A 24,410-nucleotide genomic window follows, 5' to 3' on the forward strand; every position below is an offset into this window, starting at 1 on the left:
CAGCAGGCCGCGAGGCAGGTTTTTCAGTTACGCAGAGGTTTGATGGTCAGAGCCCGATTGGGCACAGAAGCACGGGGTTCCATGACGCCGACCGGCCGGCTGTTCCAGTGTGGTATCAGCACCAGCGCCGAGAACAGCGCACAACCGGCGAACACGATGAACACCGTCACCGAATCGAAATAGCCCGGCAGCAAACCACCGAGCACCGCGCCGACCGAGCCGCAGCCGTTGACGAATCCAGCGGCGGTGGCACCGGCCTTGGCCTTGCCGAAATCGATGGCGGCCGCGCCGCTGATCATCGAATCCGGGCCATACAGGGTCAGGCCCATCACGAACAACAGCGCCACCACCAGCATCACGCTGCCGGTGTGCAAGGCGCCCATGAACAGCGCCAGGGTCACGGTCAGCGCCAGCAAGCTCAGGACGCAGGCCGGCATACGCCGGGCGCCGAACAGTTTGTCCGAGGCCATGCCGATCATGATCGGCCCGAGCAGCCCGGCCAGTTCGAACGCGGTAGGAATGATCGCCGCACCGACCTTGCCGACCGTCGGCATCTGTTCAAAGACGATCACCGGGCCCCACAGCAGAATCGCGTAACGCGCCGGTTTCAGCAGAAAGTACGCCAGACCCAGCACCAGCACCGTGCGGTTGCGCAGGATTTCCTTGAGCGGTTCCCAGACGCTGAGTTTGCTGTTGGCTTCGGCTTCTTCGGCACTGATGACCGGTTCCGGCTCCACGGCGGGCAGGCCGACATCTTCCGGCTTGTTGCGCTGAAAGATGAAGAACAACAGCGCCACCACGGCCACCACCGCCGCACTGGAAATGAACGCCGCGTGCCACGAACCGATCAGCGTGTAAGCCCACCAACCGGCGAACGGCGACGCCACCAGGCCGCCAAACGCGTAGCAGGAACTCCACAACCCGAGCACTCGCCCGCGCTGTTCGGCGGGGAAGAAGCTGCCGAGGTTCTTGCACAATCCCGACCAGCCGGTGGACTGCGCCAGGCCCTGAATCAGCATGCAAGTGGCGAAGATCGGCAGGGTCGCGAAACTGCCCATTACCAATGCCGCCGCAGCGGAAATCAGCAACCCGCCGAGGACCACGACCCGTGGACCGAAGCGGTCGGCGAGCATGCCCCAGGTGAACTGACCGATGGCGTAGGCCGCCAGATAAATCGCGTCGAGGTTGGCCATGGCCATTTTGTCGAGCATGAAACTCGGGTCTTCGGCGATGCCCAGTTTGGCCACCGAAAAGGCTTTGCGGGTGAAATAGAACGCGGCGTAAGCGAGCCAGGTGACAGCGAAAATCTGCATGCGCCAACGCGCAATGGTGCCGATGTGCTTGTTCATTGTGGTTCTGACCTCAGGGTGTGAGTGTGCCGGCAGAATCGTTAAGTAAACGCCTGTGTTTTTTATTGTTGAGCACTGCGATATCACCCCGTCCCTTCGGCGATACCGGTCAGATGAGTCCTGCTGATGCACGCACAGGCTCATGGCCAGCGTCGCTGCCCGACCGGGCAGTCAGCGTTGGCGTGAGCGGATCAAAGCAATTACTGTTTAATAAATAAAATCGATTTATCGTATTTCACACATAAGCTCAGCTTGTTACTGAATGCCATCTGTCAATGAGGAATCAGCGATGTCGGTTTCCCACGCCCAGCTCAAAGCCTTTCACGCCGTGGCCGTGCACGGAAGCTTCACCAAGGCCGCCGAGCGGCTTTATCTGACGCAACCGGCGATTTCCGACCAGGTGCGCAAGCTGGAAGAACGCTTCGGTGTGCTCCTGTTCCATCGCAACAAACGCTCGGTGCGCCTGACGGATCTGGGCGAGCGCCTCCTGGCAATCACCCAGCGCCTGTTCGTGGTCGAGGCCGAAGCCCAGGAGTTGCTGCAGGAATCCCAGGCGTTGCAGACCGGCAGCCTGATTCTGGCGGTGGACGCGCCGGTGCACGTGCTGCCGCAGATCGCCCGGTTCTGCGAGCGCTACCCCGGGATCAGTGTGAAGATCGAGACCGGCAACACCGATGAATCATTGTTCCGCCTGTTCAACTATCAGGCCGATCTGGCGCTGCTCGGGCGCGATGTCAGCGATGAACGCCTGCTGTGCGTGCCGTTGCGTAACGATCCGATGGTGGCATTCGTCTCGCGTCATCATCCGTGGGCCGAGCGCGAATCGATCTGCCTGGCCGACCTCGATGACACGCCACTGGTGCTGCGCGAACACGGCTCGGTGACTCGTCAGACCCTGGAAGAAGAAATGGCCCGCGCCGGTTTCCGCATCCGCCCGGCGATCCAGGTCGAAGGCCGGGAAGCCGCGCGGGAAGCGGTGGTGGTGGGGATTGGCGTGGGCGTGGTGTCGGCGGCGGAGTTTGGCGCGGACTCACGGGTCTGCGCGCTGCCGATCACCGATTGCACCCGGCGGTTGACCGAAACACTGGTGTGCCTGCGTGAGCAAAGCTCGCGGCGGGTGGTGGCGACGTTTCTCGAGATGGTGCGCGAAAGCCTTGTTCAGACCGGCGCCAAACCGAAGAACGCCTGAATCAAGCGCAACTCCCGTCGCCGCTCCACGCAACCGATCATGTGCCGGTTCACCAGCCCTTCTCCCGCGATTGGAATCGCGACGACACGGGGGTCGTGGCTGACTTCCACCGATGACACCACGCCAACCCCCAACTCAGCCGCCACCGCCTCCGTCACCGCCTCACGGCTGTCCAGTTCCAGCAACACCCGTGGATTGACCGATGCCTGGGCACAGGCCTGATCGAAGGTGCGTCGGGTAATCGAACTCGGCTCGCGCAAGACCATGATCACCTGATCCAGCTCCTTGAGCCTGACTTCGCCGCTGCGTGTCGCCCAGGGATGCCCGGCCGGCACCAGTGCGCAGATTCGCGATTCGCTCAGCGCTTGCAAGTGCAGGCCCTTGCGCGGCTCGACTTCGGTCAGCACCGCCACGTCCGCGTGCTCGGACAACAACGCCGCCAGGGTTTCCTGAGCGTTGCCCAAACGCAGGTTCACGGTAATTCCCGGATAGCGCGCCCGCAGGCTGGCGAGCATCGGCATGACCATGTGCGGGCCGTCCGCCGCGACCTCCAGACGCCCCGTGAGCAACTGCCGATTGGCTTCCAACAGCGCCTGGGCCTCTTCGGCCATGCCGAACATCGCCCGGGTGATCGCCGCCAGTTTGGTGCCCTCCTCGGTCAGCTCGACCCGGCGCGCCGTCCGTCGCAACAGGGTGATCTGGTAATGCTCCTCCAGCGCCTTGATGTGCCCGGTGACCGCCGGCTGGCTGATGAACAACCGCGCGGCGGCACGGGTGAAGCTGCCTTCCCGGGCCACGGCGTCGAAGGCGCGGAGCTGGAACAGATTCATGAATAACCCTCACTGATGGCTGGCATAACAACAAACAATTTGATTGATGATCCGCCGAATTGCAACGTATGCCCCGTAGCTTCATCCCACAGCGCTATCGCGAGGACACACGAATGAGTACTGCCGCACCCATCCTGCTCACTCCCGGCCCGTTGACCACCTCGGCCCGCACCCGTCAGGCGATGATGGTCGACTGGGGTTCATGGGATGACCGCTTCAATCAACTGACCGCTAGCCTCTGCGAACAGCTGCTGGCCATCATCAACGGCGCCGACAGCCACCACTGCGTGCCTTTGCAGGGCAGCGGCACCTTCGCCGTCGAAGCTGCCATCGGCACCCTCGTCCCTCGCGACGGCAAGGTGCTGGTGCTGATCAACGGCGCCTACGGCAAGCGTCTGGCGAAAATCTGCGAAGTCCTCGGCCGCTCCTTCAGCACCTTTGAAACCGCTGAGGACGAGCCGACTACTGCGGCCGACGTCGACCGCCTGCTGCATGCCGACAGCGACATTACCCACGTCGCGCTGATCCACTGCGAAACCAGCACCGGCATCCTCAACCCGCTGCCGGAAATCGCCCAGGTCGTCGAACAGCACGGCAAGCGCCTGATCATCGATGCCATGAGTTCCTTCGGCGCGTTGCCGGTGGATGCACAGAAGGTCCCGTTCGATGCACTGATCGCCGCCTCCGGCAAATGCCTCGAAGGCGTACCGGGCATGGGCTTCGTGTTCGCCCGCAAGGAATCCCTGGCGGCTGCCGCCGGCAACTCCCATTCGCTGGCGATGGACCTGTTCGACCAGCACAGCTACATGAAGAAGACCGGCCAATGGCGGTTCACCCCGCCGACCCACGTGGTCGCGGCGCTGCACGAAGCCCTGCTGCAATACAACGAAGAAGGCGGCCTGCCGGCCCGGCATGCGCGTTACGCCGCCAACTGCCAGGCGTTGATGGAAGAGATGGGCAAACTCGGCTTGCGCAGCTTCCTGCCCGCCGCGATTCAGGCGCCGATCATCGCGACCTTTCACGCACCGAAAGATCCGCGCTACCAGTTCAAGGACTTCTACGAACGGGTCAAGGCCAAGGGTTACATCCTCTACCCCGGCAAGCTGACTCAGGTCGAAACCTTCCGCGTCGGCTGCATCGGCCACGTCAGCCCGGCGCAGATGCGCGAAGCCGTCGCGGCGGTGGGTGAAGTGCTGCGCGAGATGGAAGTGCTCGACATCTGATTCACCCGGCCCGCTCCCTTATTTGAATTGCATTGCCAACACAGGATTTTGACCAGCATGAACTACAACAACCCAACCAAACTGCAAGCCGCCATCCTCGACTGGGCCGGCACCGTCGTCGACTTCGGTTCGTTCGCCCCGACTCAGATCTTCGTCGAAGCCTTCGCCGAATTCGATGTCCAGGTTTCCATCGAAGAGGCCCGTGGCCCGATGGGCATGGGCAAGTGGGATCACATCCGCACCCTGTGTGACCAGCCGCAGGTTGCCGAGCGTTATCGCAAGGCGTTCGGCCGCACCCCGACCGACGATGACGTGACCGCGATCTACAACCGCTTCATGCCGCTGCAGATCGAAAAAATCGCCGAGCACTCGGCGCTGATTCCCGGCGCGCTGGAGACCATCGCCAACCTGCGCCAGCAAGGGATCAAGATCGGCTCCTGCTCCGGTTATCCGAAGCAGGTGATGGACAAAGTCGTGGCACTGGCCGCCACCAACGGCTACATCGCCGACCACGTGGTGGCCACCGACGAAGTGCCGAACGGCCGCCCATGGCCGGCCCAGGCCCTGGCCAACGTGATTGCGCTGGGCATCGACGATGTCGCCGCCTGCGTGAAGATCGACGACACCGTACCGGGAATCCTCGAAGGTCGACGCGCCGGGATGTGGACCGTGGCGCTGATCTGCTCCGGCAACGCGCTGGGCCTGGATTACGAAGGCTACCGCGCCCTGGGCAGCGACGCCCTGGCCAGCGAGCGCAAGCGTATCCACGCCCTGTTCGAAGGCTCGCGTCCGCACTACATGATCGACACCATCACCGACCTGCCGGAAGTGATCGCCGACATCAACAAGCGCCTGGCCAAGGGTGAGATGCCGCAAAGCAGCTGATGACGCCGCCTGCAGCAAACAAAAACGCCAGTGTCTGCCCGACACTGGCGTTTTTTTTGGGCAAACCCCTGATTTCGCGCAATGAAAGAGTTTTTAGACGCGGGCAATTCGGCCAAAGCGGATTACAGTTAAAGCATGCCGTCGCTCAAGAACGGCACGTTTCGACCCTGATCCGTGAGGAAATACCGTATGCCGTGGACAAGTTCCGAATCACGCTACAGCACCGTGTCAGTCCTGTTGCACTGGTTGATGCTGGTGTTGTTGGTGCTGGTGTATGCCAGCATGGAATTGCGAGGCATCTTTCCCAAGGGCAGTGGCGGCCGCTCGCTGATCCGCGAAGTGCATTACATGCTTGGCCTGACCGTGTTCGTGCTGGTGTGGTTTCGCCTGCTGGCCCGCAGCATCGGCCCGGCGCCGAAGATCTTCCCCGCCTCACCGCAGTGGCAGACCGCACTGGCCCGGCTGATGCACTGGGTCTTGTACCTGTTCATGATCGCCATGCCGATCCTCGGCTGGCTGATCACCAGCGCCGAGGGGCATCAAGTGATGTTCTACGGTTTCGACCTGCCGTTGCTGGTGCACGAGGACAAAGCCTTCGCCAAACAGGTTGAACACTGGCACGTACTGATCGGCAACATCGGCTACTGGCTGATCGGCCTGCATGCGCTGGCCGGGCTGTATCACCATTACGTGGTGGGCGATAACACGCTGTTGCGGATGATGCCCAAGCGCAATCAGGGTTGACCGTCGAACCCACGCCGGCCCTGCAAGCCGCCGGTGTGGACGAAGATCAGGCGCGTTCCGCTCTTGAAACGGCCCGCCTCGATTTGCTGTTTGAGCGCGAGCAAGGCCTTGCCGGTGTACAGCGGTTCGAAGGGAACGCCGCTGGCCTGTTCGGTCTGCGCGATGAATTCAAGCAACGGCGCATCGACTCTGGCGAAGCCGCCACGGCTGGCGTCGATCAGCTCGTAGCCGCCGATATCACCGACAATCGCCTGGACATTGGCCGCAACGCCGTGATCATCGGGCACGGCCATTGCGCCAAACACCGGGTGTTTACCCGCCTCTGCCAGCACCAGTCCCGCAAGCGTGGTGCCGGTGCCACAGGCCAGCCACCAGCCGTCATGGTTGTCCCAACCGAGCTTGCCGAGTTGATTACTCACTTGATTCTTCAGTGATGCGCAACCCTGCGCACCGGGCAACCCGCCTCCACCTTCGGGCACCGGATGCAGCGTCGGGTATTGCGCCTGCCATGGCTCCCAGAAACCCGGCTCGTGCCGCGCCCGATAGCCGCCAAACCCGAGCCAGTGCAACTGCATGCCGAAATCCTGCAGATCCCTGACCGTCGGCGTGTCCTGCGGATGCCCGCGCAGCAGGCCGACCGTTGTAAACCCCAGGCGCTTGCCCGCTGCGGCCAGTGCATGCAGATGATTGGAGTGCGCACCGCCCAGGCTGATGATGCCTTCGGCGCCCGCACGATCGGCGGCTTTCAGGTGTTCGACGAGTTTGAACCACTTGTTGCCGCTGATCAGCGGGTCGATCCGGTCCAGACGCAGGATCGCCACTTCAATGCCGGCGGCAGTGAGCCAGTCCAGATGAAGCGGTTCGAGAGGGGCTGGGGCCAGCCAATCGGTGGGAGGCAGAAACATGAAGGCCGGCTCTGTAAAAAGAGCCGGCATTCTAGGGTGGATCAGAGCTCGGCGGCCAGACGCGAACCCTGATTGATCGCACGTTTGGCATCCAGTTCGGCCGCCACATCGGCGCCGCCGATCAGGTGCACGTTCTGCCCGGCAGCCACCAGACCGCCGTGCAACTCACGCAGCGGATCCTGGCCGGCGCAGATGACGATGTTGTCCACCGGAAGCACTTGCGGCTCGCCGGTTTCGCCGATGCGGATGTGCAGGCCTTCGTCGTCGATCTTCAGGTATTCGACGCTGTTGAGCATCTGCACCTGCTTGTTCTTCAGACCGGTACGGTGAATCCAGCCGGTGGTCTTGCCCAGACCGTCGCCGACCTTGGATTTCTTGCGTTGCAGCAGGAACACGTCACGGGCCGGTGCGTGCGGTGCAGCCTTGATCCCGGCCACGCCACCACGGGCTTCCAGATTGGTGTCGATGCCCCACTCTTTCCAGAACGCGGCGCGATCCTGACTGGTGGCCACGCCTTCATGGACGAGGAATTCCGAGACGTCGAAACCGATACCGCCGGCGCCGATCACCGCCACCCGCTTGCCGACCGGTTTGCGCTCGAGCAGCACATCCAGATAGCTCAGCACTTTGGCGTTCTCGACACCCGGAATCGCCGGCAGACGCGGCGCAATGCCGGTGGCCAGAATGACTTCGTCGTAACCGCCTTCTACCAGTTTCGCCACATCGACGCGGGTGTTCAGGCACACCTCGACGTTGGTGGTCTGCAGTTTGCGTTTGAAATAGCGCAGGGTTTCGTAGAACTCTTCCTTGCCCGGTACGCGTTTTGCGACATTGAACTGGCCGCCGATTTCACTGGCCGAATCGAACAGCGTCACCTGATGCCCGCGCTCGGCGGCCACGGTGGCAGCGGACAGGCCCGCAGGACCGGCACCGACCACGGCGATTTTCTTGATCTGCTTGACCGGCAGATAGTTGAGCTCGGTCTCGTGGCAGGCACGTGGGTTGACCAGGCAACTGGTGAGCTTGCCGCCGAAGGTGTGATCGAGGCAGGCCTGGTTGCAGCCGATGCAGGTGTTGATTTCGTCGGCGCGGCCTTCGGCAGCCTTGTTGACGAAATCCGGGTCGGCGAGGAACGGCCGCGCCATCGAGACCATGTCGGCATCGCCTTCGGCCAGGATCTGCTCGGCGACTTCCGGGGTGTTGATACGGTTGGTGGTGATCAGCGGAATCTTCACCGAGCCACGCAGCTTGGCCGTGACCTTGCTGAACGCCGCACGCGGCACTTTGGTGGCGATGGTCGGAATTCGCGCTTCGTGCCAGCCGATACCGGTGTTGATAATGGTCGCACCGGCCTGCTCGATAGCTTTGGCCAAGGTGACGATTTCTTCCCAGGTGCTGCCGCCCTCGACCAGATCGAGCATCGACAGACGGAAGATGATGATGAAGTTCGGGCCAACCGCCTCACGCACCCGGCGAACGATTTCCACCGGCAGGCGCATGCGGTTTTCGTAGCTGCCGCCCCAGCGGTCGGTGCGGTGGTTGGTGTGGGCCGCGAGGAACTGGTTGATGAAGTAACCTTCGGAACCCATGATTTCCACGCCGTCATACTCGGCGGTCTGGGCCAGTACCGAGCAGGTGACGAAATCGCTGATCTGTTTCTCGATGCCTTCCTCGTCCAGCTCTTTGGGCTTGAACGGGTTGATCGGCGCCTGGATTGCGCTCGGTGCGACCTGTTTCGGGCTGTAGGCATAACGCCCGGCGTGGAGAATCTGCATGCAGATCTTGCCGCCTGCTTCATGCACGGCGCGGGTGACGATGCGGTGCTTGAGGGCTTCTTCCTCGGTGGTCAGCTTGGCTGCGCCGGAATACACGCCGCCCTCGTCGTTCGGGCCGATACCGCCGGTCACCATCAGGCCGACGCCGCCACGGGCGCGCTCGGCAAAATACGCCGCCATCCGCTCGAAACCACCCGGTTTCTCTTCCAGTCCGGTGTGCATCGAGCCCATCAGGGTGCGGTTGCGCAGCGTGGTGAATCCCAGGTCCAGCGGGGCCAGCAGGTGCGGGTAAGTGGCGGTCATCGGTAACTCCACAGCGAGCGATCACGGAAAATGCGGGAGCTCTGCGTCCCCCGTCAGTCATGTTCGACAGCCTAAGAGTCGCATCGCTGTCACTCAATGACCGTAACTGACAAGTTATTGATCCAAATGCGCAGCGCCCCTTGGCAAGCGCAGGCATGGGCCCTACCCTAGTCCCACACCCTGTACCCGGCTGTTGTTGGATTTCATGCGCAAACTTCTGTACCTGACCTTTTCCATGGCGCTGGTCGCCGCGCTCACCTTTTACGCCATGTGGGCGGCTGACCGTCCGGCCGGTCATTACCTGTCGGACCTGCGGATCAAACTGGCGGTCGATCAGGGTACCCGCGCCGACCGTGGCAACCTGCTGGGCATTCAGCCGGAACTGTTCCCCACCGACTATCAAAGCTCCGAACGCCTGCACCGCAAACTCGCGGCCTATCTGCAGCAAGCGCAGGATCAGGGTCTGCTCAATGACAAAACCATCGTGGTGCTGCCCGAGCATGTCGGCACCTGGCTGATGATCAGCGGCGAAAAAGACGAGCTGTACCAGGCGCCCACCCTCGAAGAGGCGATGAACTGGCTGGCCGCCAGCAACCCGTTGCAGTTCGCCCGCGCCTGGCTCACCGCCAGGGGCAGCAGCCGTCTGGATGACGCCCACCTGCGGATGAAATCCCGAGACATGGCCAAGGACTATCAGCTGCTGTTCGGCGGTCTGGCCAGGGAATTCCATATCACTCTAGTGGCCGGTTCGATCGTGCTGCCCGAGCCGAACATCATCGACGGCCGACTCAAGGCCGGCAGCGGTGCGCTGTACAACACCAGCGTGGTGTTCGGTCGTGACGGCGCCCCGCTCGGCCAGCCACAGCGGCAGATGCGCCCGATCTTCGATCAGGATCAAGCAGCCGGCACCAGCGAAGCTTCACAGATCAATGTGGTCGACACCCCCGCCGGACGCCTCGGTGTGCTGATCGGCAACGACAGTTGGTATCCGGACAACTATCGCAAGCTCGACGAGCAAGGTGCGCAATTGATCGCGGTGCCTGCGTTCGTCATCGGGCATGGCGTGTGGGACCAGCCCTGGCAGGGTTACAGGGGCTTGAACGTGCCGGACTCAGTCAACCTCAAACCGGGAGAGATCAGCGAAGGCCAGGCCTGGCATCGCCTGACCCTCACGGCACAACCGCCGGGCAGCCGGGCGATTGCCGGCATGAGCGTGTTCCTGCGCGGGCAGTTCTGGGACAAGCCGAGTTCCGGGCAGAGCTTCCTCAGCAGCAATGGCCAGCAGTTCGCCGACGGCGAAGCCCGTGGCGCGCGCCTGCTCAATCTCTGGTTGTAGACCATGAAGCCGCTGCCGATGCGTCTCGGGGATCTGTCGGTGGGCTTCGTCCATAGCCTGGCCGATGCCGTGCGCAGTCATGACGCCGACCCGCAGCCGTTACTCGAACAATATGGGCTCGACACCGCACGACTGGCCGAGGCCGGCGCACGCCTGTCGATCCCGCGCTACATGCGCCTGGGTCATGGTGCAATTCAGTTGACCGGCGATCCGGCGCTGGGTTTGCGCATGGGCCAGCTCAGTCGTCTGAGCCAGGCGGGATTGGCCGGCGTCACCGCAGCGCAGGCGCCGACCGTGCGCGAGGCCGCCCGCTGCCTGACGCGCTTCGAACCGTTGTACGGCTCCAATTATCGGGGTCAGTCGAGTTTCCACGAAGATGCCAGCGGCGCGTGGCTGCGTTTCTACTCGATCAGCCCGTACAACGCCTACAACCGTTTTGTGGTGGATTCGATCATCGCCGGGTGGCTGCATCAGTTGTCCAGCGTCAGCCCCGAACCGCTGCGCGCGGAACGAATCGAAATCGAGTTCGACACACCGGACTACCGCGACGCCTACGCCGTGCTCGGCGAGTGCCCGATCCAGTTCGGCGCCGAACACAATCAACTGCGCCTGAGCCTCGCCAGCCTGGCCGCACGCAATCCGGAGCACTGCCCCAGCACCTGGAAACACCTGCTGCAACTGTGTGAACGGGAACTGGAACAACTGACGCGAACCCGCAGCCTGCGTGAGCGCATCACGCAATTGCTCGGGCCGTTGCTCAATGGCGGCCGGGAACCCGACCTGGAAGAAGTGGCGGCACGCCTGAAGCTGCCAACCTGGACGTTACGGCGCAAGCTGGCCGAAGAAGGCACGCAGTTTCGCGCGATCCTCAACGATACCCGCCGTGATCTGGCGATGACCTACATCCGCGACACTGAACTGGCGTTCGGTGAAATCGCCTACCTGCTGGGGTTTGCCTCGGCCGAAGCTTTCCAGCGCGCCTTCAAACGCTGGAACGGCCAGACACCGGGCGAGTTCCGCCGCAGTCACCGCAAGACCGGTTGAAGCCTCAGAGCTCGGTGGCGTCTTCCGCAGGCTCCGGCGAATCCAGTTCGTAAGCCTGGAATTCAAGCAGTTCTTCTTGATAGTCATCCATCGTGTAATCCCCCTCACTGCTTTGCTGAAATGGCCTGGAGCAAATGACCAGTGCCTCGAGCATAAAGTGCCCGTATGAAGGAAAAATGAAACACGGCCTTCATGAAATAAACGTAGCAGGCGGTCAGGGATTTATCGCGGGGATACCGACATTTCAGCTCACACAGGAATCGAAGCGGGAGCGACGTTGCGTCGCTCCCACGACCGGTCAATGCCCGCTTGGCATCGCCGGGATCGGCTCTGATGGCGGCGGCAAGTCAGTCGGATTGGCCGGTGGCGTGATGACTTCCGGTGCCGGCGCTGATGTTGGAACCAGCTCCGAACCCGGGGCCGGGGTGATCGGCGCCGCCTCGGCAGGTGGAACGACCGGCTCCGAGCTGACCGGAGTAGTCTCTGCGGCGGCAGGCGCCGGGTTCGTGGCCGGCTCGGCGGCCGGGGCTGGCGTCGGAGTCGGAGTCGGCTCGGCCGCTGGCGTCGGGGCCAGCGCGGCCGGCGCAGCCTTGGGCTCCGGTACGCCCAGATCGGCTTTCGGCTTCTCGGTGATGTGTGCAGCTTTCTTCGCTTCGGCCGGCAGGAACAGCTCGACCAGGGTGAAGAAGCGCTCGTAGAACTTCTGCGAGGACACGGTTTCGCTGGCCACCTTGACCATCGAGTCGTCAGAGGAGCCGATCGGCATCGACACCGAGCCCAGCACACCAACCCCGAGGCTGGCCGAGTTGTTGGTCTTCTTCAGCGCGTAGCGGTCCTGCAGGGCGTTGGCGAACACTGTCGCGTGGTGCGCGGAGCTGCCGTCATCGGTGCACACCACGTTGAAGCTGATCTCCATGTGGGTTTCACCGGTCTGCTGGAAGCTCTTGTGCCCGCTGACCAGTTTCGGGTCGCTGCTGGTGATGATGTAGCCCTGGCTGAGCAACGCACGGCGCGCCGCTTCGCAGCTGGCGGCATCGGTGACCGGATAGTTGCGCGAAAAGGTGCCGGAGTCGTCGAAGTTCTCATGCTCGTAGATAGGCTTGTCCTTGGAGCAGCCGGCAGCGGCGGTCAGCAACAACGCCAACCCGAAAAAACGCACGGGAATAGAATTCAACATTAAACATCCTGAGGGAAAACGGTCCGGGGCGTATTGTGCAACAGATCGCTGCCCCGCGGCGTACCGATTAGTGTCTTAAAACAGTTACAACTCTACTGACCCTCGGCGACCGGAAAAAGTCGCGCCGACAAATGATCGACGAACACCCGCAATTTGGCGGTTGCATGGCGACTTGATGGCCATAGCACCCAGAACTGTCCGACATGCTCCAGATGCTCATCCAGCACCCGCTGCAGGCGCCCCTGCCTTTGCGCCTCGTGGGTCATGAAGTCCGGCAGGCAGGCGATGCCCAGACCGGCCATTGCCGCATGGCTGACCGCTTCAATTGATGCGCTGACCAGGCGTGTCGGCAAGCTCGGTTCGGGAACGCCCTCCTCGCGCTTCAGCGGCCAGGGTTCCAGTTTGCCCGTGGCGTGAAACGTGTGGCGCAGACAGGCGTGCTGCGCCAGATCGGCGGGGATCAGCGGCACACCGCGTTCGCGCAGATACCCGGGGCTGGCCACCAGCACCATGTAAAATTTCCCCAAAGGCCGGGCCATGAGCCGAGAATCCCGAGGTTTTCCGGTGCGGATGACCGCATCGAAGCCTTCCTCGACGACATCGACCATGCGATCGGTCAGGTCCAGATCCAGCTCGATCTGCGGGTACAGCGCCATGAATTCATTCATGACCGGCATCACCAGTTCATGCACCTGGGGCAAGCTGACCCGTAACTTGCCGTGAGGCGCCGATGCGGCATCGCACAACTCGAATTCAGCCGCCTCGACCTCGGCGAGAATCTTGCGGCAGCGTTCGAGAAACAGCGCGCCTTCACTGGTGAGCGTGATGCTGCGAGTGGTGCGATGGAACAACCTGACCCCAAGCCGCGCCTCCAGCCGCGCGATGCTCTTGCCCACCGCCGAAGATGACACGCCTTGCAAGCGGCCCGCCTCGGTAAAACTGCGGGTTTCCGCTACCTGCACGAACACCGAAATACTGCCCAGACTGTCCATTCTTTCCCCCTGATTCACGACATTCCTGTCCGAGATGTTCGGAACCCTAACCTGTTTTTCCCGAATGTGCAGCGTCCTACCCTGTGGCCTTCATCTCCCTCGGCAAAATGGATGCTGGCTCATGAACGATGCACAACTCACTTCTGCAACGCTTGCCAACCCGGTCGAACCCGCAGAACGATTACCGTTGGGTGCCTTGCTCGCACTGGCCACCGCCGGATTCATTACCGTACTGACCGAAGCCATGCCCGCCGGACTGTTACCGCAGATGAGCGCGGGTCTCGGCGTCTCTCAGGCACTGATCGGGCAACTGGTCACGCTGTACGCCATCGGATCGATGCTGGCGGCCATTCCGCTGACCATCGCTACTCGAGGCTGGCGTCGCCGACCGCTGCTGTTATCGGCCATTGGCGGTTTTGCCATCGCCAACAGCATCACCGCGTTGTCGGAGTGGTACTGGCTGACATTGATTGCACGCTTTATTGCCGGCGTGTTTGCCGGGCTGCTCTGGGCGTTGCTGGCAGGGTATGCGAGCCGCATGGTGGCCCCGCATCTGCAGGGCCGCGCCATCACCGTGGCCATGCTCGGCGCCCCTCTCGCGCTTTCGTTGGGCATACCGGCCGGCACGCTGCTCGGCACCGTGGTCGGCTGGCGGCTGAGCTTCGCGATCATGAGCGCGATGACCGTGCTGCTGGTGATCTGGGTACGCTGGCAAGTGCCAGACTTTGCCGGTGAGCGTGCCGGAAAGCGCCTGCCCCTGCGTCAGGTGTTTACCCTGCCGGGCGTGCGATCCGTGTTGTTCGTGACGCTGTCCTACGTGGTCGCTCACAACCTTCTGTACACCTACATCGCGCCGTTCCTCGAACCCTCCGGGCTCGGTGCCGAAATCGACCGGGTGTTACTGGTGTTCGGTCTGGCGTCGGTATTGAGCCTGTGGATTGTCGGCAGCCTGATTGATCGCTGGCTGCGGGAGCTGGTGCTGATCAGCGCCACATTGTTCATGCTTTCCGCTATTGCCCTGGCCCTGTGGCGGGAAATGCCCGGCGTGGTCTACGCCGCCACTGCCGTGTGGGGGCTGGCCTTCGGCGCAATGCCTTCACTGCTGCAGACGGCCTCGGCGAAAACCGCGAAGGACGCCGCCGACACCGCACAATCGATGCTGGTGACCCTGTGGAATGTCGGCATTGCCGGTGGCGGACTGGCGGGTGGCCTGTTGCTGGCGAATCCGGGCGTCAATGCCTTTCCCTGGATCGTTGCGGGCTTGTTGATTCTGACCCTCTGGGCGACCGCGAATGCGCGGCAACATGGATTCCCACGCGCTGAATAGCGGGCAAAAAAAAGCCCCGGACTTTCATCCGGGGCTCTTTTTATCGCTCAGTCAGGCATCAGAAACGCTTGATGTCCGCTTCGCTTTCCAGCTGCTTGCGGTACGCCGCGAAGTCCTGCTGGCCTTCACGCGAAGCGAGGAAGCGACGGTATTGCGCTTTCTCTTCATCGGTCGGCGCAGCGGCTTCGTTCACAGCGTTCAGACGCACGATGGTCAGGCTGCCATCAGGCAGTGTCACGCTGCTGAAAGTCGGCTTGTCCTTGGCCGCCGGTTTCGGCATGCGGAACAGCGCTTGCAGTACCGCAGGATCAACACCTTCCTGGGCACGGGTGGCGGCCTGGGTGACTTTCCAGTTCTGACCGTCGATGGCCTTGTCCAGCGGGGTCTTGCCGTCACGCAGACCGGCGATCAGTTGCTCCGCCTTGGTCTTGGCAGCCGCGCTGGCGTGCTCTTTGGCCAACTGGGTGCGAATGGCAGTCGCCACGGCTTCCAGCGGCAGTTGTGCAGGCTTGAGGTGTTCCTTGGCACGCAGCACGATCACGGTATCCGGATCCAGCTCGATGGCGGTGCTGTTGGCACCATCATCCAGCACTTCGTTGCTGAACGCGGCAGTGACCACGGCGCGGTTGGCTGCAACACCTTCGCCACCCTCACGGCCAAACGGCTTGGAGGTGTGTACGGTCAGTTTCAGATCCTGCGCCGGCTGCGCCAGGTCAGACGCCTCGAACGAGGAGTCTTCCAGCTGCTTGGTCGCCTCGACGAAACGCTGCTCGACCTGCTGGGCTTTCAGCTCGTGGGTCAGCTTGTCTTTCAGGCTGGCGAAGGTCGGCACTTCCGGCGCTTCGACGCCCAGCAGCTTGATCAGGTGGAAACCGAAATCGGTGCGAACCGGCTCGGACACTTGATCCTTGCTCAACGAATACAGGGCTTTCTCGAAGGCCGGGTCGTAGACGCCAGGACCGGCATAACCCAGGTCGCCGCCATTGTTGGCCGAGCCCGGATCCTGCGAGAACTCCTTGGCCAGCGCTTCGAACTTCTCGCCCTTGGCCAGACGTGCCTGGACTTCTTCGATCTTCGCCTTGGCCTGGGCCTCGGTGGTCTTGTCGTTCACTTCGATCAGAATGTGCGCCGCACGACGCTGTTCCGACAGGTTAGCGATTTCTTTCTGGTACGCCGCCTGCAGGTCTTCATCCTTGACGGCAACCTGGTCGAAGAACGAAGCCTTCTTCAGTTCGAGGTAATCGATGACCACCTGATCCGGGGTCATGAATTCCTTGGCGTGTTCGTCGTAGTAAGCCTTGACCTCATCGTCGGTCAGCTTCACTGCTGCCGGATCAGCCTTGATGTTCAGCGAGGCGAAATCACGGGTCTGTTTTTCCAGACGGGCGAAGGCCAGCACTTGAGCGTCAGTCACGAAACCGCTGCCGGCTACACCGGCGCGCAGCTGACCGATCAGCATTTCCTGAGCCAGCATCTGGCGGAATTGCATACGGCTGTAGCCCAGCTGACGGATCACCTGGTCAAAACGGTCGGAGCTGAACTTGCCGTCAACCTGGAATTCAGGCGTTTGCAGGATCACCTGGTCCAGCGCCGCGTCGGAGAAGGCGAACTTCGATTTTTCTGCGCCTTGCAGCAGCAGCTTGCGATCGATCAGACCCTTGAGGGCCGATTCGCGCAGCATTTTTTCGTCGAGCAAGGAAGCATCGAAGTCCTTGCCCAGCTGTTGCATCAGCTGACGGCGTTGCATGTCAACGGCCTGGCTCAGCTCGTTCTGGCTGATTTCTTCACCATTGACCTTGGCCGCCTCGTTGGTGTGAGTCGTGGCCTTGAAAATGGCATCGAAACCGGTCAGGGCCATCAGTGCAACGATGACCCCGATAATGGTCTTGGCAATCCAGCCTTGTGAATTGTCCCTGATATTCTGCAGCATGCGTCCCCCAGAAACGGTTGAACTTCAAAAATTAGGCAACCGTGGAGCGTGGGTAGAATCCGGATAGAAGAAAGGCGCATCCGAGGATGCGCCTTCTCGTAACTGGCGGAGCGGACAGGGCTCGAACCCTCGATCCCGGCGTAGCAGGCAATTATTCCAAACTGCCTGCTCTACCGCTCCGCTGCCAAGTCAGGCATGACCCCGACCCGGATGGGTAAAAACCTGAATCAAACTTAGTTGACGGCTTCTTTCAGGGCTTTACCGGCTTTGAAACCTGGCTTCTTGGCTGCCGCGATTTCCAGAGTCTTGCCGGTCTGTGGGTTACGACCGATGCGAGCTGGACGATCGGTTACCGAGAAAGTACCGAAACCTACCAGAACTACGGAGTCGCCAGCCTTCAGAGCGCCAGTGACGGATTCGATTACAGCGTCCAGCGCACGGCCAGCAGCAGCTTTCGGGATATCAGCGGATGCAGCGATAGCATCAATCAGTTCCGACTTGTTCACTCTAAGTCCCCTTATATCTATTTTGAGATGATTCTAAGTTTTTTGGTGAAAGCAAAAACGAGTGCTGAATGGCCTACAGACACTTAAGAGCCGCTTTATAACAAGGGCTCTAAAAAACTGTCAACAAGCCCCCCAGCCAAAGACGTATTAATGCGTGCTAATTCTTTCCTTGGAATCGGACTCGCGTTTTTCATCCTTCGCGACAATCTCCGGAGCCACATCCGGCAAGGGCTCCGGCGCGTATTGCAGCGCAATTTGCAGGACCTCGTCAATCCATTTAACCGGTTTAATCTGCAGATCCTGCTTGATATTGTCAGGAATCTCCTTCAGATCACGCACGTTCTCTTCCGGAATAATCACGACCTTGATTCCACCACGGTGCGCGGCCAGGAGTTTTTCCTTCAGGCCACCAATGGCAAGGACTTGACCACGCAGGGTGATCTCGCCGGTCATGGCGACATCGGCGCGCACAGGAATACCCGTCAAAGCGGACACCAGTGCGGTGCACATGCCTACACCGGCGCTCGGGCCATCTTTCGGCGTAGCACCTTCCGGCATGTGAATGTGGGTGTCGCGCTTCTCGTGGAAGTCCAGGGGAATGCCCAGGCTCTTGGCACGGCTGCGCACAACGGTCAGGGCCGCAGTGATCGATTCGACCATTACGTCACCCAGCGAACCGGTCTTGATCAGTTGCCCTTTGCCCGGCACCACGGCCGCTTCGATGGTGAGCAATTCACCGCCGACCTGAGTCCAGGCCAGGCCGGTCACCTGACCGATCTGATCCTGCTGCTCGGCCAGACCGTAGCGGAATTTGCGCACACCGAGGAAGTGCTCCAGCAGATCAGCTGTCACTTTCACCGAGAAGCGTTTTTCCAGTGCATGCTCTTTGACCGCCTTGCGGCAGACCTTGGCAATCTGCCGCTCGAGGCCACGCACACCGGCTTCACGGGTGTAGTAACGGATGATGTCGCGGATCGCTTCTTCGTCGAATTCCAGCTCGCCTTTCTTCAGGCCGTTGGCGGCAATCTGCTTTGGCGACAGGTACTTGACGGCGATGTTGATCTTTTCGTCTTCGGTGTAGCCCGGCAGACGGATCACTTCCATCCGGTCCAGCAGCGCCGGCGGAATGTTCATCGAGTTCGAAGTGCAGAGGAACATCACATCGGACAGGTCGTAATCGACTTCCAGATAGTGATCGTTGAAGTTGTGGTTCTGCTCCGGATCGAGCACTTCCAGCAACGCCGACGCCGGGTCGCCACGCATGTCGCTGCCCATTTTGTCGATTTCATCGAGCAGGAACAGCGGGTTGCGGACGCCCACCTTTGTCATCTTTTGAATCAATCTTCCTGGCATCGAACCGATGTAAGTCCGACGATGACCACGGATTTCCGCTTCGTCACGCACGCCACCGAGGGCCATGCGCACGAATTTACGGTTGGTGGCGTGGGCAATCGACTCCGCCAGCGAGGTTTTACCCACGCCCGGAGGACCGACCAGGCACAACACCGGGCCACGAATCTTTTTCACCCGCTTCTGCACGGCGAGGTACTCAAGGATGCGTTCCTTGACCTCTTCCAGGCCGTAGTGATCGGCGTCGAGAATGTCTTCGGCACGGGCCAGATCCAGACGCACCTTGCTCTGGGCCTTCCACGGCACCTGTACCAGCCAGTCGATGTAGGAACGCACGACGGTGGCCTCGGCCGACATCGGCGACATCTGCTTGAGCTTGTTCAGCTCGGCGGTGGCCTTGGCCAGGGCGTCTTTCGGCAGACCGGCAGCGTCGATGCGCTTTTTCAGGTCTTCGATTTCGTTGTGGCCTTCGTCGCTGTCGCCGAGTTCCTTCTGAATGGCCTTCATCTGCTCATTCAGGTAGTACTCGCGCTGACTGCGCTCCATTTGCTTCTTGACGCGACCGCGGATGCGCTTTTCGACCTGCAGCAGGTCGATTTCGGCGTCCAGCAGAGCCAGAACGTGCTCGACCCGGGCAGCCAGGTCGATGATTTCGAGGATTTCCTGCTTCTGCTCAATCTTCAACGCCATGTGCGCAGCCATGGTGTCTACCAGACGGCCCGGCTCATCGATGCTGTTGAGCGACGACAGGACTTCAGCCGGGACTTTCTTGCCCAACTGAACATATTGTTCGAATTGCGACAGCAGCGTGCGCACGAAGACTTCGGACTCGCGCTCGGCGGCGTCGACTTCGTCGATCAGGGAAACTTCGGCACGGCAGTGGCCATCGACCTCGCTGAAACGCTCGACAGTACCGCGCTGCTCGCCTTCGACCAGAACCTTTACGGTGCCGTCAGGCAGCTTGAGCAGTTGCAGAACGGTGGCAATGGTACCGACGCGATACAGAGCGTCTTCGCCAGGATCGTCGTCAGCCGGGTTTCTCTGGGCCAGCAGCAGGATCTGCTTGTCGCCCGTCATCGCGGCCTCGAGGGCTTCGATGGATTTCTCGCGCCCCACGAACAGCGGGATAACCATGTGCGGATACACAACGACATCACGCAATGGCAGGAGAGGCAATTCGATGGTGGTCTTCATGATTTCGCCTCTACGGCGGCCATATGGCCGTAATCAGATGGAATTAAGCTTGAAACCAAGATGGGGGCTGCCTTGAAAAAAAACAAGCGCAAAGCGGATGTAAAAAACGACATAAAAAAAAAGAGGCCCGAAGGCCCCTTCTTTGTTCCGGCAGGGTGGACACTTACGCGTCCGGCGCTGCCTTGGCCGTCGGCTCACTGTTTTCGTAGATATACAGTGGCTTGGACTTGCCTTCGATCACGCTTTCATCGATCACGACTTTGCTCACCTCGGACTGCGAGGGGATTTCATACATCGTGTCGAGCAGCACACCTTCGAGAATCGAACGCAGGCCACGGGCACCGGTTTTACGCTCCAGGGCACGCTTGGCGACCGATTTCAGCGCGTCGGAACGGAATTCCAGATCCACGCCTTCCATCTCGAACAGCTTGGCGTACTGTTTGGTCAGGGCATTTTTCGGCTCGGTGAGAATCTGCATCAATGCAGCCTCATCCAGCTCGTCCAGCGTCGCAAGAACCGGCAGACGACCGACGAATTCCGGGATCAGACCGAACTTGACCAGATCGTCAGGCTCGACTTCACGCAGGGACTCACCAACCTTCTTGCCTTCTTCCTTGCTGCGCACTTCTGCGTTGAAACCGATGCCACCCTTGGTGGAACGGTTCTGAATCACTTTCTCCAGACCGGAGAACGCACCACCGCAGATGAACAGGATGTTACGGGTGTCGACCTGCAGGAATTCCTGCTGCGGATGCTTGCGGCCACCTTGCGGCGGAACGGAAGCGACCGTGCCTTCGATCAACTTGAGCAAGGCCTGCTGCACGCCTTCACCGGAAACGTCCCGGGTGATCGACGGGTTGTCGGACTTGCGCGAAATCTTGTCGATTTCATCGATGTAGACAATGCCCATCTGGGCCTTTTCCACGTCGTAATCGCACTTCTGCAGCAGCTTCTGAATGATGTTCTCGACGTCTTCACCCACGTAACCCGCCTCGGTGAGGGTGGTTGCGTCGGCAATGGTGAACGGAACGTTCAGCAAGCGGGCCAGGGTTTCGGCCAGCAGGGTTTTACCGGAGCCTGTCGGGCCGATCAGCAGGATGTTGCTCTTGCCGAGTTCGACGTCGTCAGCCTTTTTGTCACGCTGGTTCAGACGCTTGTAGTGGTTGTACACCGCTACCGCCAGAACCTTCTTCGCACGCTCCTGACCAATGACGTACTGGTCAAGGATGCCGCTGATTTCTTTAGGCGAAGGCAATTTATGCGCGCTGCTTTCGGCCTGTGCTTCCTGCACCTCCTCGCGGATGATGTCGTTGCACAGGTCGACGCACTCGTCGCAGATAAAGACCGAGGGGCCGGCAATCAATTTGCGCACTTCATGCTGGCTTTTGCCACAGAAGGAGCAATAGAGCAGCTTGCCGTTGTCCTCGCCGTTGCGGGTGTCAGTCATTCGTTCGATCCAAATCCGATAGGCTTGCAACACAAGATGAAGGCTATTGCGGGCTTTTTCAAGCCCGCCACTGATCGGACCAGCCGATCAGGCCTGTTTTGAGTTGCTTATTTTAAGCTGGACGCTGGTTGATCACTTCGTCAATCAAGCCGTATTCCTTCGCAGCTTCTGCGCTCATGAAGTTGTCGCGGTTGGTATCGCGCTCGATTTCTTCCAGAGTGCGCCCGCTGTGCTTGGCCATCAGCGTGTTCAGACGCTCGCGGATGAAGAGGATTTCCTTGGCGTGGATTTCGATATCCGACGCCTGGCCCTGGAAACCGCCCAGTGGCTGGTGAATCATCACTCGCGAGTTCGGCAGGCAGTAACGCTTGCCCGGTGCACCTGCGGTCAGCAGGAATGCGCCCATGCTGCAGGCCTGACCGATGCAGGTGGTCGACACGTTTGGCTTGATGAACTGCATGGTGTCGTAGATCGACATGCCTGCAGTGACCGAGCCGCCCGGGGAGTTGATGTAAAGATGGATGTCCTTGTCCGGGTTTTCCGCTTCAAGGAACAGCAATTGCGCGCAGATCAGGTTGGCCATGTAGTCCTCTACCGGACCCACCAGAAAGATCACTCGCTCCTTGAGAAGACGCGAGTAGATGTCATAGGCGCGCTCGCCACGAGCAGATTGCTCGACAACCATCGGGACCAGGCCGCCGGCGGCCTGGATATCAGAGTTCTGCTGAATATAGGAATTACGGAACATGCTCTGCAGTCACTCCCAAATAGTCATGTCTTGAATACGCATAAGCCAGCTCGAAGGCTGGCTTATGGTGTGTGCTTCTAACGCAGAAACAATCAGTCGGCTTTTGGAGCTTCTACCGGCTTGACCGCTTCTTCGTAAGAGACCGATTTGTCGGTCACGCTAGCTTTCTGCAGAACAGTATCCACAACTTGTTCTTCCAGCACAACCGAACGGACTTCGTTCAGTTGCTGCTCGTTCTTGTAGTACCAGGACACAACCTGCTCAGGCTCTTGGTAGGCCGAAGCCATTTCCTGAATCATTTCGCGAACGCGGGCTTCGTCTGGCTTCAGGTCGAATTGCTTGACCACTTCAGCCACGATCAGACCCAGGACAACGCGGCGCTTGGCTTGCTCTTCGAACAGCTCGGCCGGCAGTTGGTCAGGCTTGATGTTGCCACCGAACTGCTGAACAGCCTGCACGCGCAGACGGTCAACTTCGTTGGACAGCAGAGCCTTTGGCACTTCGATCGGGTTGGTGGCCAGCAGACCGTCCATTACCTGATTCTTGACCTTGGATTTGATCGCCTGACGCAGTTCACGCTCCATGTTCTTGCGAACTTCGGCACGGAAACCTTCCAGGCCGGTTTCCTTGATGCCGAATTGAGCGAAGAATTCTTCGGTCAGTTCTGGCAGCTTTGGCTCGGAAACGGTGTTTACAGTCACGGTGAACTCGGCGGTTTTGCCAGCCAGGTCCAGGTTCTGATAGTCCTCTGGGAAGGTCAGGTTCAGAACGCGCTCTTCACCGGCCTTGGCGCCAACCAGGCCTTCTTCGAAGCCAGGAATCATGCGACCCGAACCCAGCACCAGCTGAGTACCCTTGGCGGAACCGCCAGCGAACACTTCGCCGTCAACCTTGCCAACGAAATCGATGTTCAATTGGTCTTCGTTCTGGGCAGCGCGATCGGCCACTTCGAAACGGGTGTTCTGCTTGCGCAGGATGTCCAGCATCTTGTCCAGATCGGCGTCAGCCACGTCAGCGCTCAGACGCTCAACGGTGATGCCTTCGAAACCGGCAACGGTGAACTCAGGGAACACTTCGAATACGGCTACGTATTCCAGGTCCTTGCCAGCTTCGAGCGACTTAGGCTCGATCGACGGCGAACCGGCCGGGTTCAGCTTCTGCTCAACCACAGCTTCGTAGAAGGAGGACTGGATCACGTCGCCGATCGCTTCCTGACGCGCATCAGCACCAAAACGGCGCTTGATTTCGCTCATAGGCACTTTGCCTGGACGGAAGCCAGCAATCTTGGCCTTCTGGGCAGTCTGCTGCAGACGCTTGTTGACCTGAGTCTCGATGCGCTCAGCCGGCACGGTGATGCTCATGCGGCGCTCAAGAGCAGTAGTATTTTCAACAGAAACTTGCATGGATATTCCTCGTTGCACAGACGTTAGCCGGCCGTTTCCGACCCAAGAATCAAGGGCAAGCATTCTAGTAGGTCAAACTCAAGAAGTCACCCTACTGAAAACGGGTAAAAAAACAGCAGGCAAATTGAAGGCGGGGACAAACGGTTGCGCCTCGCCCTGTTAGCAAATACAGCCAATCAAGCCAGGGCCCTGCGCCAACCTCTTCTATATATAGAGGCGGTTGAATCATCTCCCTGACAGCCGACCTCGCAAGCAAGGTCGGCGGGCAGTGCGGCATCATCTAGCAACATTGATACGACGAAGCACCCTGCCCTGCGACCCGAAACCGGCAGTCGCCAGAAACTCGAATTCCTGAAACAAAAAAGGCGCCAGACTGTTAAATCTGGCGCCTTTCGAAATATGGGGTGGACGATGGGGATCGAACCCACGACAACGGGAGTCACAATCCCGTGCTCTACCAACTGAGCTACGCCCACCATATTGCGTGCCAAAGAAGCCAAACAACTTCTTTGTAGAACTTCACCCTACCAACGGCATGAATGAAGCTTTGATTGGTGCGGATGAAGAGACTCGAACTCTTACGCCTCGCGGCGCTGGAACCTAAATCCAGTGTGTCTACCAATTCCACCACATCCGCGGATGAAGCTTTTTAAAGCAAAGGCGCCAGACTGTTACATCTGGCGCCTTTCGAAATATGGGGTGGACGATGGGGATCGAACCCACGACAACGGGAGTCACAATCCCGTGCTCTAC

The 24,410-nt window shown here is 60.4% G+C and carries 20 protein-coding genes and 3 tRNA genes (1 of these 23 only partly in view); 7 read left to right on the forward strand and 16 right to left on the reverse strand.

Translation table 11 applies throughout. From position 1 onward, the window contains the following. Positions 1 to 23 precede the first annotated feature (23 nt). The gene (locus AC07NR_RS22655; protein ID WP_423203854.1) at positions 24 to 1,349 is read right to left on the reverse strand and encodes an MFS transporter; all 1,326 of its coding nucleotides are present in this window, start codon (positions 1,347 to 1,349) and stop codon (positions 24 to 26) included. A gap of 289 nt (positions 1,350 to 1,638) precedes the next feature. Here AC07NR_RS22655 and AC07NR_RS22660 point away from each other — a divergent pair, with 289 nt between their 5' ends. Further along, positions 1,639 to 2,538 carry a LysR family transcriptional regulator gene (locus AC07NR_RS22660; RefSeq protein ID WP_265813904.1) on the forward strand — a complete coding sequence of 300 codons (900 nt, stop codon included), beginning with the start codon at positions 1,639 to 1,641 and terminating at the stop codon, positions 2,536 to 2,538. On the opposite strand, the gene AC07NR_RS22665 is transcribed toward AC07NR_RS22660, so the two are convergent. Further along, complete coding sequence (locus tag AC07NR_RS22665; protein WP_248743230.1) at positions 2,508 to 3,368, reverse strand: LysR substrate-binding domain-containing protein; 861 nt, start codon at positions 3,366 to 3,368, stop codon at positions 2,508 to 2,510. The genes AC07NR_RS22660 and AC07NR_RS22665 overlap by 31 nt on opposite strands. 113 nt (positions 3,369 to 3,481) lie before the next feature. On the opposite strand from AC07NR_RS22665, the gene AC07NR_RS22670 reads away from it, so the two are divergent. The 3 genes from AC07NR_RS22670 to AC07NR_RS22680 all read left to right on the forward strand — a co-directional run bounded on the left by AC07NR_RS22670 (position 3,482) and on the right by AC07NR_RS22680 (position 6,220). Continuing rightward, positions 3,482 to 4,591, forward strand: coding sequence for a 2-aminoethylphosphonate--pyruvate transaminase (locus AC07NR_RS22670; RefSeq protein WP_495079512.1), 1,110 nt, complete (start codon positions 3,482 to 3,484; stop codon positions 4,589 to 4,591). A 57-nt stretch (positions 4,592 to 4,648) separates the two neighbouring features. Continuing rightward, entirely contained in the window at positions 4,649 to 5,476 is an 828-nt protein-coding gene (gene phnX, locus AC07NR_RS22675) for a phosphonoacetaldehyde hydrolase (protein WP_248741103.1), read from the forward strand. A gap of 189 nt (positions 5,477 to 5,665) precedes the next feature. After that, the gene (locus AC07NR_RS22680) at positions 5,666 to 6,220 is read left to right on the forward strand and encodes a cytochrome b (protein ID WP_085712462.1); all 555 of its coding nucleotides are present in this window, start codon (positions 5,666 to 5,668) and stop codon (positions 6,218 to 6,220) included. Here AC07NR_RS22680 and AC07NR_RS22685 read toward each other — a convergent pair. Beyond that, positions 6,211 to 7,125 (reverse strand): 1-aminocyclopropane-1-carboxylate deaminase/D-cysteine desulfhydrase, encoded by a 915-nt coding sequence (locus AC07NR_RS22685; RefSeq protein WP_495079513.1) that lies wholly within the window; start codon positions 7,123 to 7,125, stop codon positions 6,211 to 6,213. The two genes, AC07NR_RS22680 and AC07NR_RS22685, sit on opposite strands and share 10 nt — an antisense overlap. Before the next feature lie 41 nt (positions 7,126 to 7,166). Further along, positions 7,167 to 9,203, reverse strand: a complete 2,037-nt coding sequence (locus tag AC07NR_RS22690) for a 2,4-dienoyl-CoA reductase FMN-binding domain-containing protein (RefSeq protein ID WP_495079514.1) — start codon at positions 9,201 to 9,203, stop codon at positions 7,167 to 7,169. A gap of 205 nt (positions 9,204 to 9,408) precedes the next feature. On the opposite strand from AC07NR_RS22690, the gene AC07NR_RS22695 reads away from it, so the two are divergent. Further along, positions 9,409 to 10,539, forward strand: a complete 1,131-nt coding sequence (locus tag AC07NR_RS22695) for a carbon-nitrogen hydrolase family protein (protein ID WP_495079515.1) — start codon at positions 9,409 to 9,411, stop codon at positions 10,537 to 10,539. A gap of 3 nt (positions 10,540 to 10,542) precedes the next feature. Further along, entirely contained in the window at positions 10,543 to 11,583 is a 1,041-nt protein-coding gene (locus AC07NR_RS22700) for an AraC family transcriptional regulator (protein ID WP_495079516.1), read from the forward strand. A gap of 4 nt (positions 11,584 to 11,587) precedes the next feature. On the opposite strand, the gene AC07NR_RS22705 is transcribed toward AC07NR_RS22700, so the two are convergent. From AC07NR_RS22705 to AC07NR_RS22715, 3 genes are all read right to left on the reverse strand, one after another. Then, positions 11,588 to 11,737, reverse strand: a complete 150-nt coding sequence (locus tag AC07NR_RS22705) for a hypothetical protein (RefSeq protein WP_170929600.1) — start codon at positions 11,735 to 11,737, stop codon at positions 11,588 to 11,590. A gap of 144 nt (positions 11,738 to 11,881) precedes the next feature. Beyond that, positions 11,882 to 12,760 carry a DUF2242 domain-containing protein gene (locus tag AC07NR_RS22710; RefSeq protein ID WP_248741108.1) on the reverse strand — a complete coding sequence of 293 codons (879 nt, stop codon included), beginning with the start codon at positions 12,758 to 12,760 and terminating at the stop codon, positions 11,882 to 11,884. Between the two features lie 92 nt (positions 12,761 to 12,852). Continuing rightward, positions 12,853 to 13,752, reverse strand: a complete 900-nt coding sequence (locus tag AC07NR_RS22715; protein ID WP_495079517.1) for a LysR family transcriptional regulator — start codon at positions 13,750 to 13,752, stop codon at positions 12,853 to 12,855. Between the two features lie 121 nt (positions 13,753 to 13,873). Here AC07NR_RS22715 and AC07NR_RS22720 point away from each other — a divergent pair, with 121 nt between their 5' ends. Next, positions 13,874 to 15,079: an MFS transporter gene (locus AC07NR_RS22720; RefSeq protein WP_495079518.1), complete on the forward strand. Its 1,206-nt coding sequence runs from the start codon at positions 13,874 to 13,876 to the stop codon at positions 15,077 to 15,079. Between the two features lie 58 nt (positions 15,080 to 15,137). Here the strand turns inward: AC07NR_RS22720 and AC07NR_RS22725 are convergent, their stop codons facing one another. The 9 genes from AC07NR_RS22725 to AC07NR_RS22765 form a co-directional block, all read right to left on the reverse strand. Then, the gene (locus AC07NR_RS22725; RefSeq protein WP_495079519.1) at positions 15,138 to 17,009 is read right to left on the reverse strand and encodes a SurA N-terminal domain-containing protein; all 1,872 of its coding nucleotides are present in this window, start codon (positions 17,007 to 17,009) and stop codon (positions 15,138 to 15,140) included. A gap of 233 nt (positions 17,010 to 17,242) precedes the next feature. Next, entirely contained in the window at positions 17,243 to 17,515 is a 273-nt protein-coding gene (locus AC07NR_RS22730) for an HU family DNA-binding protein (RefSeq protein WP_002552737.1), read from the reverse strand. A 147-nt stretch (positions 17,516 to 17,662) separates the two neighbouring features. Continuing rightward, the gene (lon, locus tag AC07NR_RS22735; protein ID WP_085712471.1) at positions 17,663 to 20,059 is read right to left on the reverse strand and encodes an endopeptidase La; all 2,397 of its coding nucleotides are present in this window, start codon (positions 20,057 to 20,059) and stop codon (positions 17,663 to 17,665) included. Between the two features lie 163 nt (positions 20,060 to 20,222). Then, positions 20,223 to 21,506 (reverse strand): ATP-dependent Clp protease ATP-binding subunit ClpX, encoded by a 1,284-nt coding sequence (gene clpX, locus AC07NR_RS22740; RefSeq protein ID WP_016775335.1) that lies wholly within the window; start codon positions 21,504 to 21,506, stop codon positions 20,223 to 20,225. A 112-nt stretch (positions 21,507 to 21,618) separates the two neighbouring features. Further along, a complete protein-coding gene (clpP, locus tag AC07NR_RS22745) occupies positions 21,619 to 22,254 on the reverse strand; it encodes an ATP-dependent Clp endopeptidase proteolytic subunit ClpP (protein ID WP_053161532.1) in 636 nt (211 codons plus the stop codon). A gap of 92 nt (positions 22,255 to 22,346) precedes the next feature. Next, complete coding sequence (gene tig, locus AC07NR_RS22750) at positions 22,347 to 23,657, reverse strand: trigger factor (RefSeq protein ID WP_248741112.1); 1,311 nt, start codon at positions 23,655 to 23,657, stop codon at positions 22,347 to 22,349. A 400-nt stretch (positions 23,658 to 24,057) separates the two neighbouring features. Continuing rightward, positions 24,058 to 24,133 (reverse strand) — tRNA-His (locus AC07NR_RS22755). Positions 24,134 to 24,209: 76 nt separating this feature from the next. Further along, positions 24,210 to 24,294 (reverse strand) — tRNA-Leu (locus AC07NR_RS22760). Between the two features lie 58 nt (positions 24,295 to 24,352). Further along, a tRNA-His gene (locus AC07NR_RS22765) sits at positions 24,353 to 24,410 on the reverse strand (it continues 118 nt past the right edge of the window).

The organism is Pseudomonas sp. GW821-FHT09C09, from assembly GCF_059418105.1.